The sequence below is a fragment of the Niabella sp. genome, from assembly GCF_030150205.1.
GTDB lineage: Bacteria > Bacteroidota > Bacteroidia > Chitinophagales > Chitinophagaceae > Niabella.
In genome coordinates, this window is the sequence record NZ_JASLGT010000002.1 from 331,659 (window position 1) to 347,393 (window position 15,735).

Consider the following 15,735-nt stretch of genomic DNA (forward strand, 5'->3'; position numbering starts at 1 on the left):
ATCCTTTTTAGTATTTTCTTTCGGTTACATAATGAACAAGATCCTCCAACCCACGGCGGTATTCATTGTCGGGACAAGTGGCTAAAATTTCCAGCGCTTCGTTTTTATAAGCGTTCATTTTTTCAGCAGCATACCGGATTCCCCCGGTTTCCTTCACCATTTGAAGTACCCATTGCACTTTTTGCCGGTCGTTGTTATTGTTCTTTACAATATTAATGATTTTTTGTTTGGTGGCTTTATCGGTATTGTTCAGGGTATAAATGAGGGGCAGGGTCATTTTCTTTTCCTTGATGTCGTTTCCGGTGGGTTTACCTACATCCTCGCTGGCATAATCAAAAAGATCATCCTTGATCTGGAAGGCAATGCCGGTTTTTTCCCCAAAAAGGCGGGCTTTTTCTGTGGCCTCCTCATTTTCGGTCACGGACCAGGCGCCGGCGCTGCAGGCTGAGGCGAGGAGGGAGGCTGTTTTATTTTTGATAATTTCGTAGTAAATAGCCTCTTTGAGGTTTAAAGACCGGGCTTTTTCCAGCTGTAGTAGCTCTCCTTCGGCCATTTTCTGGATGGCGTCAGACATGATCTTCAGCATACGGTGGTCACCGTGTTCCAGGGAAAGGAGAAGGCCGGTGGCAAAAAGATAGTCGCCCACAAGAACGGATGCTTTGTTTTTCCAGAGTGCGTAGGTCGAAAAGAAGCCCCGGCGCTCGTAGGAGTCATCCACCACGTCGTCATGCACCAGGGAACCGGTGTGCAGGATCTCCACCAGGGATGCTGCACGGTAGGTGGCTTCCGTGGTGGGGCTAAACATTTTGGCGGACAGGAAAACAAACATGGGCCGTAATTGTTTACCCTTCCGTTTAACAATATACCGCATAATCCGGTCTAAAAGGGGGGTATTACTTTTCACCGCCGCGTTAAACCGCTGCTCAAAACTCTCTAATTCGACTTTTATAAGGGACGTGGGAAGCTTCATTGTCAATGCATAATATTATGGGCAAATTAAGACTAATTCCATCAAATTGATGTGATTTAATTTACTCATTTTTAATTGAAAATAAACAAGAAACGTCGATTTTTTTATTATTTTTTTTGGTTAAAAATTTGTTTATTTAAGAAATGGCTTTAAATTTGCTATTCATTTTAGGAAATCGTTTTTAAATCTTAATCCTTAGTTATGACAAGCAAAAAGTACACATTATTGGCAGGTCTAGGCTGCCTTATTGCGTCTACAGGGTTTTCTCAGGTAAGCCCTTCGCATCCGTACACAGCGCCTCACCCGCTGTACGGTACTTATTCTGTTACAGACTCCAATTACTATTCTGGTAAAAGACTGCAGCAGCATAATGACTTTATGGTTGGTACAAGCGATTATCCCGCTAAACCTAAAGACATGTGGGAACTCGGTATCAAAGGTGGATCTTTCTTAGTAAATGGGGATGTGAATGCCCGTTTTGGTAATTCTTTCGGATTCGGCGGCCATCTCCGTAAATCCTTAGGACATGTAATGTCGTTAAGACTGGAGTACGTTTATGGTGTAGCCAAAGGACTGAACTGGAGACCTTCTACAGGCTATAAAAACGCTCCGGCTGACAATCCCTGGGTTGCTGCTGGTTATGCAGGCGCTCCTGTAAACTACAACTACAAGACAATCGCTCAGGATCTGTCTTTACAGGCGTTATTCAATTTAGGAAACATCCGTTTCTATAAAGCGCAGACTGGTGCTACCATCTATGCCCTGGCGGGTGTTGGTGTAAACACTTTCCGTACAACTGTTAACGCGCTGAATGGTTCCAGCAAGTACAGTTTCCCTGCACCCGGAACTCAGGATAACGTAAATCGTAAAGATGCGTTAAAAGCAGCGAAAGACATGCTGGATGATTCTTATGAGTCTCCTGCAGAAAGAGATCCAAGTGTTAAATGGAGCAAAATGTTTGCCGGTTACATCACTCCTTCTGCTACTGCAGGTGCTGGTGTTGCTTTCAGACTGTCTCCCCGCGTTAACCTGGCAATTGAAGATCGCGTGATCTACAATATGAATGCTTCTGATCTGTTAGACGGTCAGCGTTGGGCAGAGCAGGCTTCTTTGAGCCCTGATAAAGATTTCTTTAACTACCTGACTGTAGGTCTGAACTTTAACCTGGGTAACAAATCCAGAAGAGTTGAGCCGCTGTACTGGTTGAACCCGCTGAACTATGCTTACGGCGAACTGCGTCGTGTTCCTGAAATCGTTCTTCCTGATTCGGATGGCGATGGTGTAACTGACCAATTTGACCAGGAGCAAACTCCTGCTGGTTGCCCGGTTGATACACATGGTGTAAGCCGCGATACTGACGGTGACGGTGTTCCTGATTGTAAAGATAAAGAGCTGATCACTCCTACATACTGCCAGCCGGTAGATGCTGATGGAGTTGGTAAATGTCCTTGTCCAGAAGGTTGTGGTGTTAAACCCGCTGATGATTGCGCTACTTTACTGGGTGCTTTACCAGGCGTAACTTTCAAAGCAAACTCTAACACACTCTCTCCTGATGCTGCTGCTTCTTTAGCTACTGTAGCTTCTAAACTGAGAGCAAATCCTAACTGTAAAGTGGTTGTAGTTGGCTATTGCGCTGCTACTAAAAAACAACAGCAATTAAGCTGGGATCACGTAAACAAAGTGATCACTCACTTACAGGAAAAAGAAGGTATCAGCGGAGATCGTTTTATCTTCTCTTCTGGTCAGGAAGGTGGAGATTGCAACTCTGTAGATATCCGTGCAGCTGCACCGGGTGAAGACGGACCGAACACAATCGCTCCTCCGCATCCGAATCTTCGCAAAAAATAGTAACTTTTTGCTATAACAGATATAAACCCTTCCCGTTTGGGAAGGGTTTTTTATATGGGGTAAAGGCTTCATTTTGCGGATAACGGACACCAATGGGAAGAAAATAAAGCCTGATTTCGTATTATTTCATGACTTTCGGGAGCCCTGTTTATTATATGGTCACACCTGGTTCCAAGGTTCCGCAACAGCCTAATGTACTAAGAAAGTAGGATACAGGCCAGCGTCTGCATAGGAATATAAAGGCTTATGGCTGTAGGCTAAATCCTTCTATGGCGTTCTGGAGGCAGGGGGTGAAGAGGCTGGTTGTCATTATACATTACAGGTTGCACGCGCCAGCAACATCAACGAAAAAGATATGATTCAACAGTTCAGGCGGCATAAAAAAAGCTGCCTCAATTGAATGAGACAGCTTCAGAAGATTTTTTGTCGTTATCCGGGTCTTTACTCGAAAGACATCAGTACGGATTGCTCTTTTGATTCCAGTATGGAATGGCCCATCAGGAACTCATCTACTTTCCGGGCACATTCGCGGCCTTCACTGATAGCCCATACAACCAGGCTCTGACCCCGGCGCATATCACCTGCCGTAAACACTTTTGGAATATTGGTTTTGTACGCCTGCTCCGAAGCTTTTACATTACCCCGGTTGTCCAGTTCCACATCCAGTTCTTCAAGAAGCCCCTGGTATTGCGGATGTACAAAGCCCATAGCCAGCAAGGCCAGTTCGCAGGGCATTTCCCGCTCAGAACCGGGCACTTCCGTAAACTGGGCCGGTTTTCCAGGTTCGGGGGTTTTCCACTCCAGGTCTACCACTACAAGCGATTTCAGGTTGCCGTTTGCGTCACCCCTGAATTCTTTGGTGGCAATGGACCAATGCCGGTTAGCGCCCTCTTCATGGCTGGTTGTTGTTTTCAGCAGCATGGGGTAGGAAGGCCAGGGCATCCCCTCTGTACGCTCTTTCGGAGGCATGGGCAACAACTCAAACTGGGTTACGGAAGCCGCTTTATGGCGGTTACTGGTGCCTACACAGTCGCTGCCGGTATCGCCGCCACCAATTACCACCACATTTTTGCCGGTGGCCAATACTTCCTCCGTTAATATATTGCTTTCAATATCCTTATGTGCGAGGATATCTTTCCCGTCGACCCGTTTATTGTTCTGTTTCAGAAAGTCCATTGCAAAATGCACACCATTCAGTTCCCTGCCCGGAATGGGGAGGTTACGGGGAACGGTGCTGCCACCACACAGCACTACGGCATCGTAGTTGCGCAGCAGGTCGTGAATGCTGATGTTCTTACCCACGTTCGCGTGGCAGCGGAACTCAACACCTTCCTCCTGCATGACTTCAATGCGACGGTCGATCACCCATTTTTCCAGCTTAAAATCCGGGATACCATAACGGAGCAAACCGCCCGGCTTTTCATCCCGCTCAAAAACGGTTACCGCATGCCCTGCATAATTGAGCTGCGCCGCAGCAGCCAGGCCTGAAGGACCACTGCCTACAACGGCTACCTTTTTACCGGTGCGGATATTGGGGCCTTTTTTAGAAACAAACCCGCGTTCAAAGGCGATCTCAATAATATGTTTTTCGATCTCTTCGATTGCGATCGGAGGCTGGTTGATACCCAGTACACAGGCCGATTCGCAGGGCGCAGGGCATATTCTGCCGGTAAATTCGGGGAAGTTATTGGTGGAGCTTAAAATATCATAAGCTTCTTTATACTCTTTGCGATAAACAGCATCGTTGAACTCCGGGATCACATTGCCCAGCGGACAGCCACTGTGGCAAAAGGGAACGCCACAATCCATACATCTGGCGGCCTGGTTGTTTAATTGTTCTTCCGGAAATAAGGCTACAAATTCTTTATAATGCTGAACGCGTTCTGCTACTGCTTTCTTTTGGGGAGTTTCTCTGGAAAACTCTAAAAATCCTGTTGGTTTACCCATATTCTAATTTCTAATTGCTGATTTCTAATTGCTGATTTATGCCAATTGTTTTTGTGCTTCTTTTGCCAGTAATACTTTCTTGTATTCGGATGGGAATACTTTTACAAAGTTCTTCAGCTGGTTTTCAAAATCATCGAGGATGAATTTGGCCACCGGGCTGTTGGTATACTGGTAATGCCTGGAAATGTACTGGTTCAGGAATTGCGCATCTGCGTCATTCACCGGATCCAGTTCTACCATTTCCTTATTGCAATTATCAGCAAATTTCTGACTGGCATCATACACATAAGCGATACCGCCACTCATCCCTGCGGCAAAGTTCCGGCCGGTATTTCCCAGGATGATGGCCTTACCTCCGGTCATGTATTCGCAACCATGATCGCCAACACCTTCTACCACTACTGTTGCACCCGAGTTGCGCACCGCGAAGCGTTCTCCCGCTTTTCCGCGGATAAAGCCTTCACCGCTGGTAGCACCATAAAAGGCTACATTACCAATGATGCTGTTCTCCTCCGCCACAAATCCGGCCTTGGCATCGGGGTAGGTGATCAGCTTGGCACCGCTCAGTCCTTTACCAAAATAGTCGTTGGCATCGCCTTCCAGTTCCAGGGTAATTCCCTTATTACAGAACGCTCCAAAGCTTTGTCCGGCCGTACCCTTCAGTTGCAGGTGCACCGTGTCTTCCGGCAATCCTTCCGAACGGTATTTCTTGGTGATCTCGTGCGAGAGAATGGTTCCGGCGGCGCGATCGGTGTTCACAATAGCAAACGACGCTTTTACCGGTGTTCCGTTCTCAATAGCGGGTTTGGCCGCTTCAACAAACTTCCAGTCCAGCACCGATTTGATACCGTGATCCTGCTCCTCAGCGTTGTAAAGACCAACACCGGCTTCTTCCTGCTGACGGTAAAGGATCGGAGACAGGTCGAGGTTTTTATATTTCCAATGGGTAATGCCTTCCCGTACTTTCAGATCGTTCGATTGACCGATCATTTCCTCTACGGTCCGGTATCCCAACTCCGCCATTACTTCCCGCATATCTTCTGTCAGGAATTTGAAAAAGTTCACCACGTGATCTGGATTACCCGTAAAGCGTTTTCTGAGTTCCGGATCCTGTGTGGCCACACCAACAGGGCAGGTATTCAGATGGCATTTGCGCATCATGATACAGCCTTCAACGATCAGGGCGGCAGTAGCTACGCCCCATTCTTCGGCACCCAGCATGGCTGCAATCACTATATCGCGGCCGGTCCGCATCTGGCCATCGGTTTGCAATACCACGCGGCTTCTTAATTTATTCTTCACCAGTGTTTGCTGTGCTTCGGCTACACCCAGTTCCCAGGGCAATCCTGCATGACGGATGGAGCTGATGGGGGAGGCCCCGGTTCCGCCGTCATGACCGGCAATCAATACCACGTCTGCCTTCGCCTTTGTAACACCGGCAGCAATAGTACCTACGCCCGCCTTGCTCACCAGCTTCACGTTAATGCGTGCATGGCGGTTGGCATTTTTAAGATCGAAGATCAGCTGTGCCAGGTCTTCAATCGAATAGATATCGTGATGCGGAGGCGGGGAAATTAACCCAACACCTGGTGTGGCATGACGGGTTTTTCCGATCCAGTCATCTACTTTATCACCGGGCAGCTGTCCGCCTTCCCCGGGCTTGGCACCCTGTGCCATTTTGATCTGCAGTTCGTCTGCTTCTGTTAAATACAGACTGGTTACCCCAAAACGGGCACTGGCCACCTGTTTGATGGCACTGCGCATACTGTCGCCATTTTCCAGCGGCGTATAACGCGCTTCGTCTTCACCGCCTTCACCGGTATTGCTTTTGCCGCCCAGGCGGTTCATGGCAACGGCCAGTGTGGTATGTGCTTCCCAGCTGATAGAGCCAAAGCTCATCGCCCCGGTAGCAAAGCGCCTGTAAATTTTTTCGGCCGGTTCTACCTCATCAATCGAGATCGGTTTCCGGGTGCGTTTAAAATCAAGTAACCCTCTTAAGGTGATGGCCTTGGAGGTTTGATCGTTTACAAGCTTTGTATATTTTTTAAAGATGTTGTAGTCATTCATTTTTGTTGAATACTGCAACAGGTGAATGGTTTGCGGGTTAAACAGGTGCGCTTCCCCTTTCCGTTTCCATTGATAAAAACCTCCGGTGGGCAACTGGTCTACCGGGTTGGGTTTCTGGCTGAATCCGAAATGATGTTTGGTCAATGCTTCCCGTGCAATTTCATCCAGTCCCATACCTTCGATACGGGAAGTGGTTCCGGTAAAGTATTTCCGCACCACGGCCTGGTTTAAGCCGATGATCTCAAAGATCTGTGCACCCTGGTAAGATTGCAGGGTGGAGATCCCCATTTTAGAGAATACCTTCAGTAAACCGTCGCTCACCGCTTTAATGTAATTTTTATAAAGCTCTTCCGTGGAAAGCGTGGTTTTTATTTTGCCGGTCTCCTTCAGGTTGTGAATGGTAGAGAATGCCAGGTACGGGTTAATAGCGGTTGCGCCAAAGCCCAGCAGGCAGGCGAAGTGATGCACTTCCCAAACATCGCCGGCTTCTACAACGATCCCTACTTTTCCGCGCAGCCCTTTCCGGATCAAATGATGATGCACGGCAGAAACGGCGAGCAATGAAGGAATGGGCGCGTGCTGGCTGTCGATGGCACGGTCCTGTAATACCAATACTTCAAAACCGTCATTTACCGCATCCTCTGCATACGCGCAGATCCGGTCCAGCCCTTTTTCCAGGGAGCCGGGTCTTCCATCGGCCCTGAAATAGCACTGCAATGTTTTTGCCTGGAAGGTTCCGGTATCAATACTCCGCAGGGTTTCCAGCTCAAAGTTGGTCAGCACGGGTTGCTTCAACGCCACCACGTGGCAATCCATTTCGTCTTCAATTAAAAGGCTTCCGTTGTCACCTACAAAAGTGGCCAACGACATCACCATGCGTTCCCGGATGGGATCGATGGGCGGATTGGTTACCTGTGCAAATAATTGTTTAAAGTAGGAACTTAAATGCTGCGGCTGATCGCTCAATACCGCCAGCGGGGTATCTACACCCATGGCCCCGATCGGTTCTTTACCGGTGATGGCCATCGGGGAAATGATATTTTCAACGTCTTCCGAAGTATAACCAAACGATTTCTGGTACCGGAAGATCTGGTCTTCACTCAGGTTGGTGAACATCACCCTTGGTTCGGGAAGTTCATTCAAACGGATCTTATGTTTGTTCAGCCAGTCGCCATAGGGCTTTTGAGAACAGATCTCTTTTTTCAGTTCTTCATCACTGATGATGCGTCCCTGTTCCATATCTACTACAAACATTTTTCCCGGCTGCAGACGGCCTTTCTCAATGACCAGGCTCTGATCCACCGGTAAGGCACCGGTTTCAGAGGCCATGATTACCCTGCCATCGCTGGTAACGCAATAGCGGGAAGGGCGCAGACCATTGCGGTCCAGTGTGGCACCAATGATCTTTCCATCCGTAAATGAAATGGAAGCAGGTCCGTCCCAGGGTTCCATCAGGCAGGCATGAAATTCGTAAAAGGCCTTCTTGATGGGGTCCATATCTTCATTGCCATCCCAGGCTTCGGGAATCAGCATCATCATTACATGCGGCAGGGAGCGGCCGGTAAGCGCCAGCAGCTCGATCATATTATCGAGGCAGGCCGAATCGCTCTGGTCGTTGCTTACAATGGGCACCAGCATATCCATCTCTTCCCGGGTAAACAGGGGCGATTCAAAGCTGTTCTCACTGGAACGCAACCAGTTCAGGTTCCCCTGCAAGGTATTGATCTCTCCGTTGTGCGCAATAAAGCGGAACGGCTGTGCCAGTCGCCAGGAAGGGAAGGTATTGGTGGCGAAGCGGGAATGTACCAGTCCAAAAGCACTTACCGTACGGTTGTCCGTAAGGTCTTTGTAATAGGTGCGTACCTGGAAGCTGGTGAATTGTCCTTTATAAATAACCGTTCTGCATGACAGCGAGCTGATATAAAAACCGATCGGATCTTTTTTTACCGCGTTGGTCGTAAGGTGGGTGGCATATTTACGCAATACAAACAGTTTGCGTTCGAACTCTTCGGGCGTTTTAATATTGTCCGGCTTTTTAAGAAAAACCTGCTCAATATCCGGTTCTACCGAAAGGGCCGAAGAGCCGATGCCTTCCGTGTTTACCGGCACATTCCGCCAGCGGATCACCTTCATCTGCATTTTTTCTGCCGCGCGGGTAAAGGTGTCGCGACACTCTTCCCGTGCCTTTACTTCCTTCGGAAAGAAGATCATGCCCACTGCATACTCTTCAACTGCCGGGAGGGAAATACCCATCTGCAGACATTCGTCATAAAAAAGCTCATGCGGAATCTGAATCATAATGCCGGCGCCGTCGCCCGTGTTGGGCTCGAAGCCACAGGCACCCCTGTGATCCATGTTTTCCAAAACCGTAAGGGCATCTGAAATCGTCTGGTGATTTTTATTGCCTTTGATATTGGCAACAAAACCGATCCCACACGCATCACGTTCAAACGAAGGGTCGTATAATCCTTTTTTTTCTGTCATTTTTTTAAATAACGATTTTTAATAAATAAGTTTGGCTTTTCAATACAGAGTGGGCAATCGAGCTGTGTAAATTAATAAAAAATCCGCTTATTTAGACAATAGCCAGTCGAATCGGAAAAAAAATTGAAATTTCGTAAGTAATCGGTGCTTTTTGTTGATTTTTTTCAATAAATGGATCAATGGCTTAAAAGCGATTTAGAACTCCTGCTAAAATGCTGCGGATCTTTTATCAAACAGCCTGTGGGCGCGGATTTAACGGTGTGTTTCTGAAAGGAATGGACTATTTTTATCGGGCTATTGTTCCACCGGTCTAAACTTCAACCTATGCGTTTTTTTGATTTTTTTAATGGCACAAATAAAAAAGATCCCGGCAAAGAAAAGCCGGAGCCTCATTCCGCCTTACCGCTTGATAAAGAGCTGGAACTGTTGGCCGTAGGCTTTCTTCAAAAATATGCACCCAGGTACCCGGGGCTCGATTTTTCGGTTTCCAGTCTGGAAATACTGGAAGCGCTGCTTCAGGATGCCAGCGTATTCTACGGGGAGATGACCCCGGAGCAACAGCAAAAAATTGTAAAAGGGGCAGGCGCTTATATTTTTGAGGTAGCCCGTAAGCACACGGGCGGCAGTTATTATTGGTATCAAAAACTGGATCAGCCCATTTTTATCACCGGTCAGCCGCAGTTTGAAACCGGCATCCTGGCATTTAACCAGGTGCGCAGCCGGCTGCAGCATGGGGCCGATTACCAGATCCCCGGTTATTTTGAAGGGTATCTCCGTAGTGTGAACCAGGGCCGGTCTGCCATAATCATTTAAGTTGTAAGGCAGAAGTCTTCACTGTATTTGTTGGGGATGTATGGTATACAGCCATATAGGATGGCGCGCTGTGCTTTTGTCAGCATCAAAAGATAAATGCCGGGATTACGGAGAAAACAATAATTTTGTTCAATTGTAGTACAAAAATGTCCACTCTATGATCAAAGGCATTAAACCGATTGGTGCCAAATCGATGGCAGAACAGGTAGAACTGAATCTGCGCGAATATTTTACAAAGCAATCCTTTAAACCCGGGGATGCGCTTCCCACCGAACTGGAACTGGCCGCCTCGCTTGGTGTTAGCCGGAACGTGGTGCGGGAGGCATTGAGCCGTTTTAAAATGCTGGGTATTATCGAGTCGAAAAAAAAAGTGGGAATGGTGATTTCCAACCCGGATATCGTAGGCACTTTCGAAAAAGTACTAAACCCCACGATCCTGGATACGGCTACCTTACAGGACCTGTTCGAACTGCGTCTTGCACTGGAAGCAGGTATTGCAGAGCTGTTGTTTATCCGGAAAACAGAAACGGATATTGCAGAGCTGGAAATGATTGCTGAGAACGAAACAAAAGGCGATTTCTTCCGGATCAACAACGAAATAGCCTTTCATGGCAAGCTGTATGAAATGACGGGTAATGAAACCCTTAAGAACTTTCAAAAATTATTGCTACCCATCTTTGGCTATGTGGTGAAGCTGGAGAAGGAAAAACAGGTATCCGGAAAGGTTTCCCATAAAGACCTGGTAAAACTACTGCGCAAGGGAGATAAAGAAGCATTCAAAAAAGGAATGCTGGCGCACCTGCAGCCGCATTACGACCGGCTCAAATCCTACCGTTAATACAGGGCATCCGGATAAGGATGCATTAGAAACGATCGCTCATTTATGCCTTTCAGGATTATTTTTTTGGTACAATACTATTATGCTCTATATTTGTTATGTAGAACATAACTACTAAACGATTTTGTCTATGGAAAAAAGATTGTTCACAAAAAGATGGATGGGCCTGCTTGCACTACCATTGCTCTTAGGCGCCTGTATGAAAAAAATGAAAGAAGGAACACCGGGTTTGGGAAGACCGGCACCATCCGCTGTTGCAAAAACAACGGCCACCACATTGGCTGCACCCTACCGGATGCTGCCCGTGGTATTGTTTGATGGTGGCAACGAAGGCGGTTACCACAGTTTCCGGATACCGTCCATTATCAAAGCAAAGGACGGCGTGCTGCTGGCTTTCTGCGAAGGCCGTAAAAACAATCACACCGATTATGGCGATATTGATGTGGTTTGCAAACGTTCCACGGATAATGGTATAACCTGGGGCAGTTTGAAAATTGTGGCGGGACAAAACTCCACCGATACCTGGGGCAATCCTACCACCGTTTACGACCCAACAAAAGGGACCAATGGCCGCATCTGGCTGTTTATGTCCTGGAACCTGGGTTCCTTTACCGATATCACCCAGATGAACTACTGGGGCGCCCGCCGTGTAAAGATTACCTACAGCGATGATAATGGGCTTAGCTGGGCCACGCCTTCAGATGCCACAGAAACACTGACCCCTTCCTACATGAAATGGGATTGTATCGGGCCGGGCATTGGCATCCGCACGCAGTTTGACCATCCCGGACGCCTGGTGATCCCGGCAAAGGACCGGAATATTTACAGTGATGATAAGGGCAGCACCTGGAATTATGTCTTGCTGCCGGCCGGTGGCAGTGAAGGCACGGTTATGGAGAAAATGAACGATCATGAAGGGGGATGGTATACCCGTATCGACCGGCCGGGTAGCAGTCTTCAGGGAAACCGTACACGCATCCGCTCCGTGGGTAACCTGCCGGGCACCTGGTCGCCCTGGGCATATATCAGCCAGCTTCCCAGTCCCGGAACCGGGGGCTGCGAGGGCTCCCTGTTACGGTATAATACAGACAGTCCGCATCGCACGTTGTTTATCGGACCCAACTCAACGGATAAACGTTGTGATATGACCATCTGGCTGAGCTACAATGACGGCAGTACCTGGCCCGTGCACCGGTCGCTGATTTTTTATAACACCTGCGACTATGCGAATATTACGGCAGGCAGGGGCGGCTATTCATCGATGGCAAAAACGGCAGACTACTGCGTGGCCGCGTTAACAGAGCTCAACGAAAATTTACATGTAAGCACCAGCAATAAATCCATTGAACTGCACAAGTTCAATCTTCCCTGGATTTTGGAAAACAATCCTGAGTAATAAAAAATGTTTAAGGTCATACAAACTATTGCTATGAAATCGATCGTATTCTTCTGTTTTTTTAATTTTTGCTTTTTAGGACCGGTTATCCTGCATGCACAGCAATCGCGGGTGATCACCGGTACGGTGGTAAGTGAAGATTTGCAACCGGTGCAGGGGGGCAGCGTTCTGGTGAAAGGAACCACGTTGGGTACCACAACCGATACCAGCGGTATATTTAGTATACAGATACCGCAGCAGGCCGCTGTTCTGGTGGTAAGTGCCATTGGGTATAAAGACCGGGAAATAACGCCTGGTAAGGAATTGCATATTACGGTAACCCTGGATTCGCGGTCCGATCCGTTGAATGAAGTGGTGGTCATCGCCTATGGTAAACAATCCCGCGCTACGCTGACCACGTCGGTTTCAAAAATAGGCAGCCAGGAGTTTAAGAATGCACCGGCTGTAAACCCATTAGTTCAGTTGCAGGGAAAGGTAGCTGGTGTATCGATCCAGTTATCAGACGGACAGCCGGGCGCAAACCCCCAGATCTTTATCCGGGGCGGAAGCTCTACGTCGCCCGAAAGTGATGCGCCCTTATTGATCGTGGATGGAATTGTTGGACAGATGCGGAATATCAGCGACCTCAATCCGGATGATATTGAATCCATGGAGATTTTAAAAGATGCGGCCTCCACCGCTCTTTACGGTGCTCGGGCAGCGAACGGGGTGATCATTGTTACGACAAAGAAAGGGACCGCCGGCAAACCAAAAATAAATATGAAGTTTTCGACCGGGCAGGATCAGCAGGCCAAAAAATATAGTTTTTTGAATGCCCGCGATTATGTTTATGTAACCCGTAAGAACATTGCCGCGTATAATACAACCAACCCGCAATTATACTTAAGTGGCGGTACTTATGGAATGTCTACCGGTAACCCGCGCAATTCAAAAAATACACTCGAATTCCTGGATGTATATATCAGCAATTATGGAGCCGACTATGTGGCCGATCTTATCAATAACCAGGGATGGGAAACGATGGACGATCCGGCAACCGGGAAAAAACTGATCTTTAAGAATACGGATTTTGAGCATGTAACGTATCAGAATGCGAACCGGTTTGATGTGGATGCCAGCGTGAGCGGCGGCTCTGATAAATATACCTATTACCTCGGACTGGGGCATAATAACCAGGAAGGTATTGTGTATGGTACCTATTATAAAGGCTATAACGGGTTGTTTAACGGTACCATGAAGCTGAGTAACAAATGGAGCATGAACACCAGCTTCAGCTTTCAGCTACGGAATGCCAATGCACCGAATAATTATACCAATGTGGTAAACCGTTCGCTTAAAACACCGCCTACTTACCGGCTGCTTTTTGAGGATGGAACACCGGCTCCCGGAGAGGGCATCTCTTCCTTTGTACCGCGGCTTTACGAGGTGTATTATAAAGAGCGGTATACTGATATAAAAGTATACCGGTATACATCCAAGGTGGGCGCCAACTGGGATATACTGCCGGGACTGAGTTTTACACCTACCTTCTATTATTTTACAACAGAAGGGATTGAAAACCGTTATGAAGCATTTAGTACGGTATATAAGAACCGGAATGCATCCGCCAATCATAATTTTGACCGGCAAACGCAACTGGATGGTTTGTTGTCCTACAACAAAAAGTTAGGACTGGGGCACCATATCAATGCAGTAGTGGGCACCAGTTATATCAACAACTACGCCTACCGGTTAAATGGCAGCGGGCGTGGTGCACCTACCGATTATATAACCACCCTGAATGCCACAGTGGCTGAAACCCAGCGAACTTCTTCTACCAAGTCTTCCGAGGCGATGATGAGTTATTTTGGACGGGCAGATTATGATTATAAATCCCGCTACATATTATCGGCCAGCTTAAGAATGGACGGTTCCTCGCGTTTTGCGGAGAAAAGACGGCAGGCTTATTTCCCCGGTTTATCTGCAGGATGGAATGTGCATAAGGAGGCATTCTGGGAACCGCTGTTAAAAACGATCAGCTCGCTGAAACTGCGCTCCAGCCTGGGTATGGTAGGGAATAACAATATCGGTGCCTATGATGCATACGGCCAGTATGCCACCGGGTATAATTACGATGGCCAGGTAGGGATATTGAATACCACACTTAAAAACGATATCCTGGTGTGGGAAAAAACGGCGTCATTTGATGCGGGCGCTGAGATCGGTTTCCTGAACAACCGCGTAACACTGATCCTGGATTATTATAATAAATTAACCTCTAACCGGCTTTTTGACAAGCCGCTGGATGCTACGAGCGGGTTTGCTTCCATCAAAAGCAATTACGGGTCCATCCGCAACAGTGGGTTTGAAATTGAGTTGGAGGCCCTGCCCATACAGACCCGCGATTTTTCCTGGAAGGTTAACGCTACCTTTTCCTATAATAAAGGCGTAGTCGTAAAGCTGCCCGCTAACCAGGAAGATAAAAACCGCGTCGGCGGAAATTATGTCTATGATCCTGCTTCGGGCACCTATATGAAAGTGGGCGGTTTGGCAGAAGGGGAACGTTTTGGGCAACGCTGGGCCTATCACCTGCTGGGCGCTTATGCAACAGACGAGGATGCGGCCAATGCACCCCGTGACCTCAACGCCAGCGGCCGTGTAAAACTGGGTGGCGATGCGATCTGGGATGATCTGGATGGGAACGGCATTATTGATAATAACGACATGATCTTTATGGGATATATACGTCCGGACAAAATGGGCGGCTTTGTAAATACCGTTACCTATAAAAATCTTTCGCTGCGTTTTGTGGGTGATTGGGCAACGGGGCATGTGATTGATAACAAGTTCAAAGCCGATGTTATGGGAAGCGCCCGCAATAATAATTCGGCGTTGCCGGATGTAATGGCCCCGGATGTATGGAAGCAGCAGGGAGACAAGGCAACCGTTCCGAAATACACCGTGCAAAGCGATTATGATTATAATTTCAGGAATCATCTCCGCTGGGATAACGGTATCGGTAATTCGGATGGATCGAATAACTCATTGTATTATTCAAAAGGTGATTTCCTCGCATTTCGTGAAATAACGCTGAGCTATCGTTTTCCGAAAAAAATAATCACCGGAATTTTTCTGCAGAACCTGGAAGCATTTGGCTCGGTATACAACCTGGGGTACCTCACTCATTATAGCGGGCTGATGCCGGAAGTGTATACGGGATCGGACCCGGGTTTATATCCAAGACCAAGACAGGTGATCTTTGGAATTAATGCAACCTTTTAAATGATACGAGCCAAAATCAATAAAAAATATACAGATGAAACAAAGCAGGATCACCACCTCACAGGAGGGTATATATGCGGAGTTCCATCGGACCATTAAATAAAATAAAAG

Annotated in this window: 8 protein-coding genes; 5 read left to right on the forward strand and 3 right to left on the reverse strand. The window is 47.7% G+C overall.

The window, feature by feature from the left end; translation table 11 throughout:
• Window positions 1–7: 7 nt before the first annotated feature.
• Window positions 8–970 carry a polyprenyl synthetase family protein gene (locus Q1V85_RS01975; RefSeq protein ID WP_300596896.1) on the reverse strand — a complete coding sequence of 321 codons (963 nt, stop codon included), beginning with the start codon at window positions 968–970 and terminating at the stop codon, window positions 8–10.
• A gap of 201 nt (window positions 971–1,171) precedes the next feature.
• On the opposite strand from Q1V85_RS01975, the gene Q1V85_RS01980 reads away from it, so the two are divergent.
• Entirely contained in the window at window positions 1,172–2,818 is a 1,647-nt protein-coding gene (locus tag Q1V85_RS01980) for an OmpA family protein (protein WP_300596898.1), read from the forward strand.
• Window positions 2,819–3,259: 441 nt separating this feature from the next.
• On the opposite strand, the gene Q1V85_RS01985 is transcribed toward Q1V85_RS01980, so the two are convergent.
• A complete protein-coding gene (locus tag Q1V85_RS01985) occupies window positions 3,260–4,765 on the reverse strand; it encodes a glutamate synthase subunit beta (protein WP_300596900.1) in 1,506 nt (501 codons plus the stop codon).
• A 36-nt stretch (window positions 4,766–4,801) separates the two neighbouring features.
• Window positions 4,802–9,316: a glutamate synthase large subunit gene (gene gltB / locus Q1V85_RS01990; protein ID WP_300596902.1), complete on the reverse strand. Its 4,515-nt coding sequence runs from the start codon at window positions 9,314–9,316 to the stop codon at window positions 4,802–4,804.
• 324 nt (window positions 9,317–9,640) lie between these two features.
• On the opposite strand from gltB, the gene Q1V85_RS01995 reads away from it, so the two are divergent.
• The 4 genes from Q1V85_RS01995 (at window position 9,641) to Q1V85_RS02010 (ending at window position 15,624) form a co-directional block, all read left to right on the forward strand.
• The gene (locus tag Q1V85_RS01995) at window positions 9,641–10,129 is read left to right on the forward strand and encodes a hypothetical protein (RefSeq protein WP_300596904.1); all 489 of its coding nucleotides are present in this window, start codon (window positions 9,641–9,643) and stop codon (window positions 10,127–10,129) included.
• Window positions 10,130–10,286: 157 nt separating this feature from the next.
• Window positions 10,287–10,967, forward strand: a complete 681-nt coding sequence (locus tag Q1V85_RS02000) for a GntR family transcriptional regulator (protein WP_300596906.1) — start codon at window positions 10,287–10,289, stop codon at window positions 10,965–10,967.
• Between the two features lie 130 nt (window positions 10,968–11,097).
• Window positions 11,098–12,363: a sialidase family protein gene (locus Q1V85_RS02005; protein ID WP_300596908.1), complete on the forward strand. Its 1,266-nt coding sequence runs from the start codon at window positions 11,098–11,100 to the stop codon at window positions 12,361–12,363.
• A gap of 33 nt (window positions 12,364–12,396) precedes the next feature.
• The gene (locus Q1V85_RS02010; RefSeq protein WP_300596910.1) at window positions 12,397–15,624 is read left to right on the forward strand and encodes a SusC/RagA family TonB-linked outer membrane protein; all 3,228 of its coding nucleotides are present in this window, start codon (window positions 12,397–12,399) and stop codon (window positions 15,622–15,624) included.
• Window positions 15,625–15,735 lie beyond the last annotated feature (111 nt).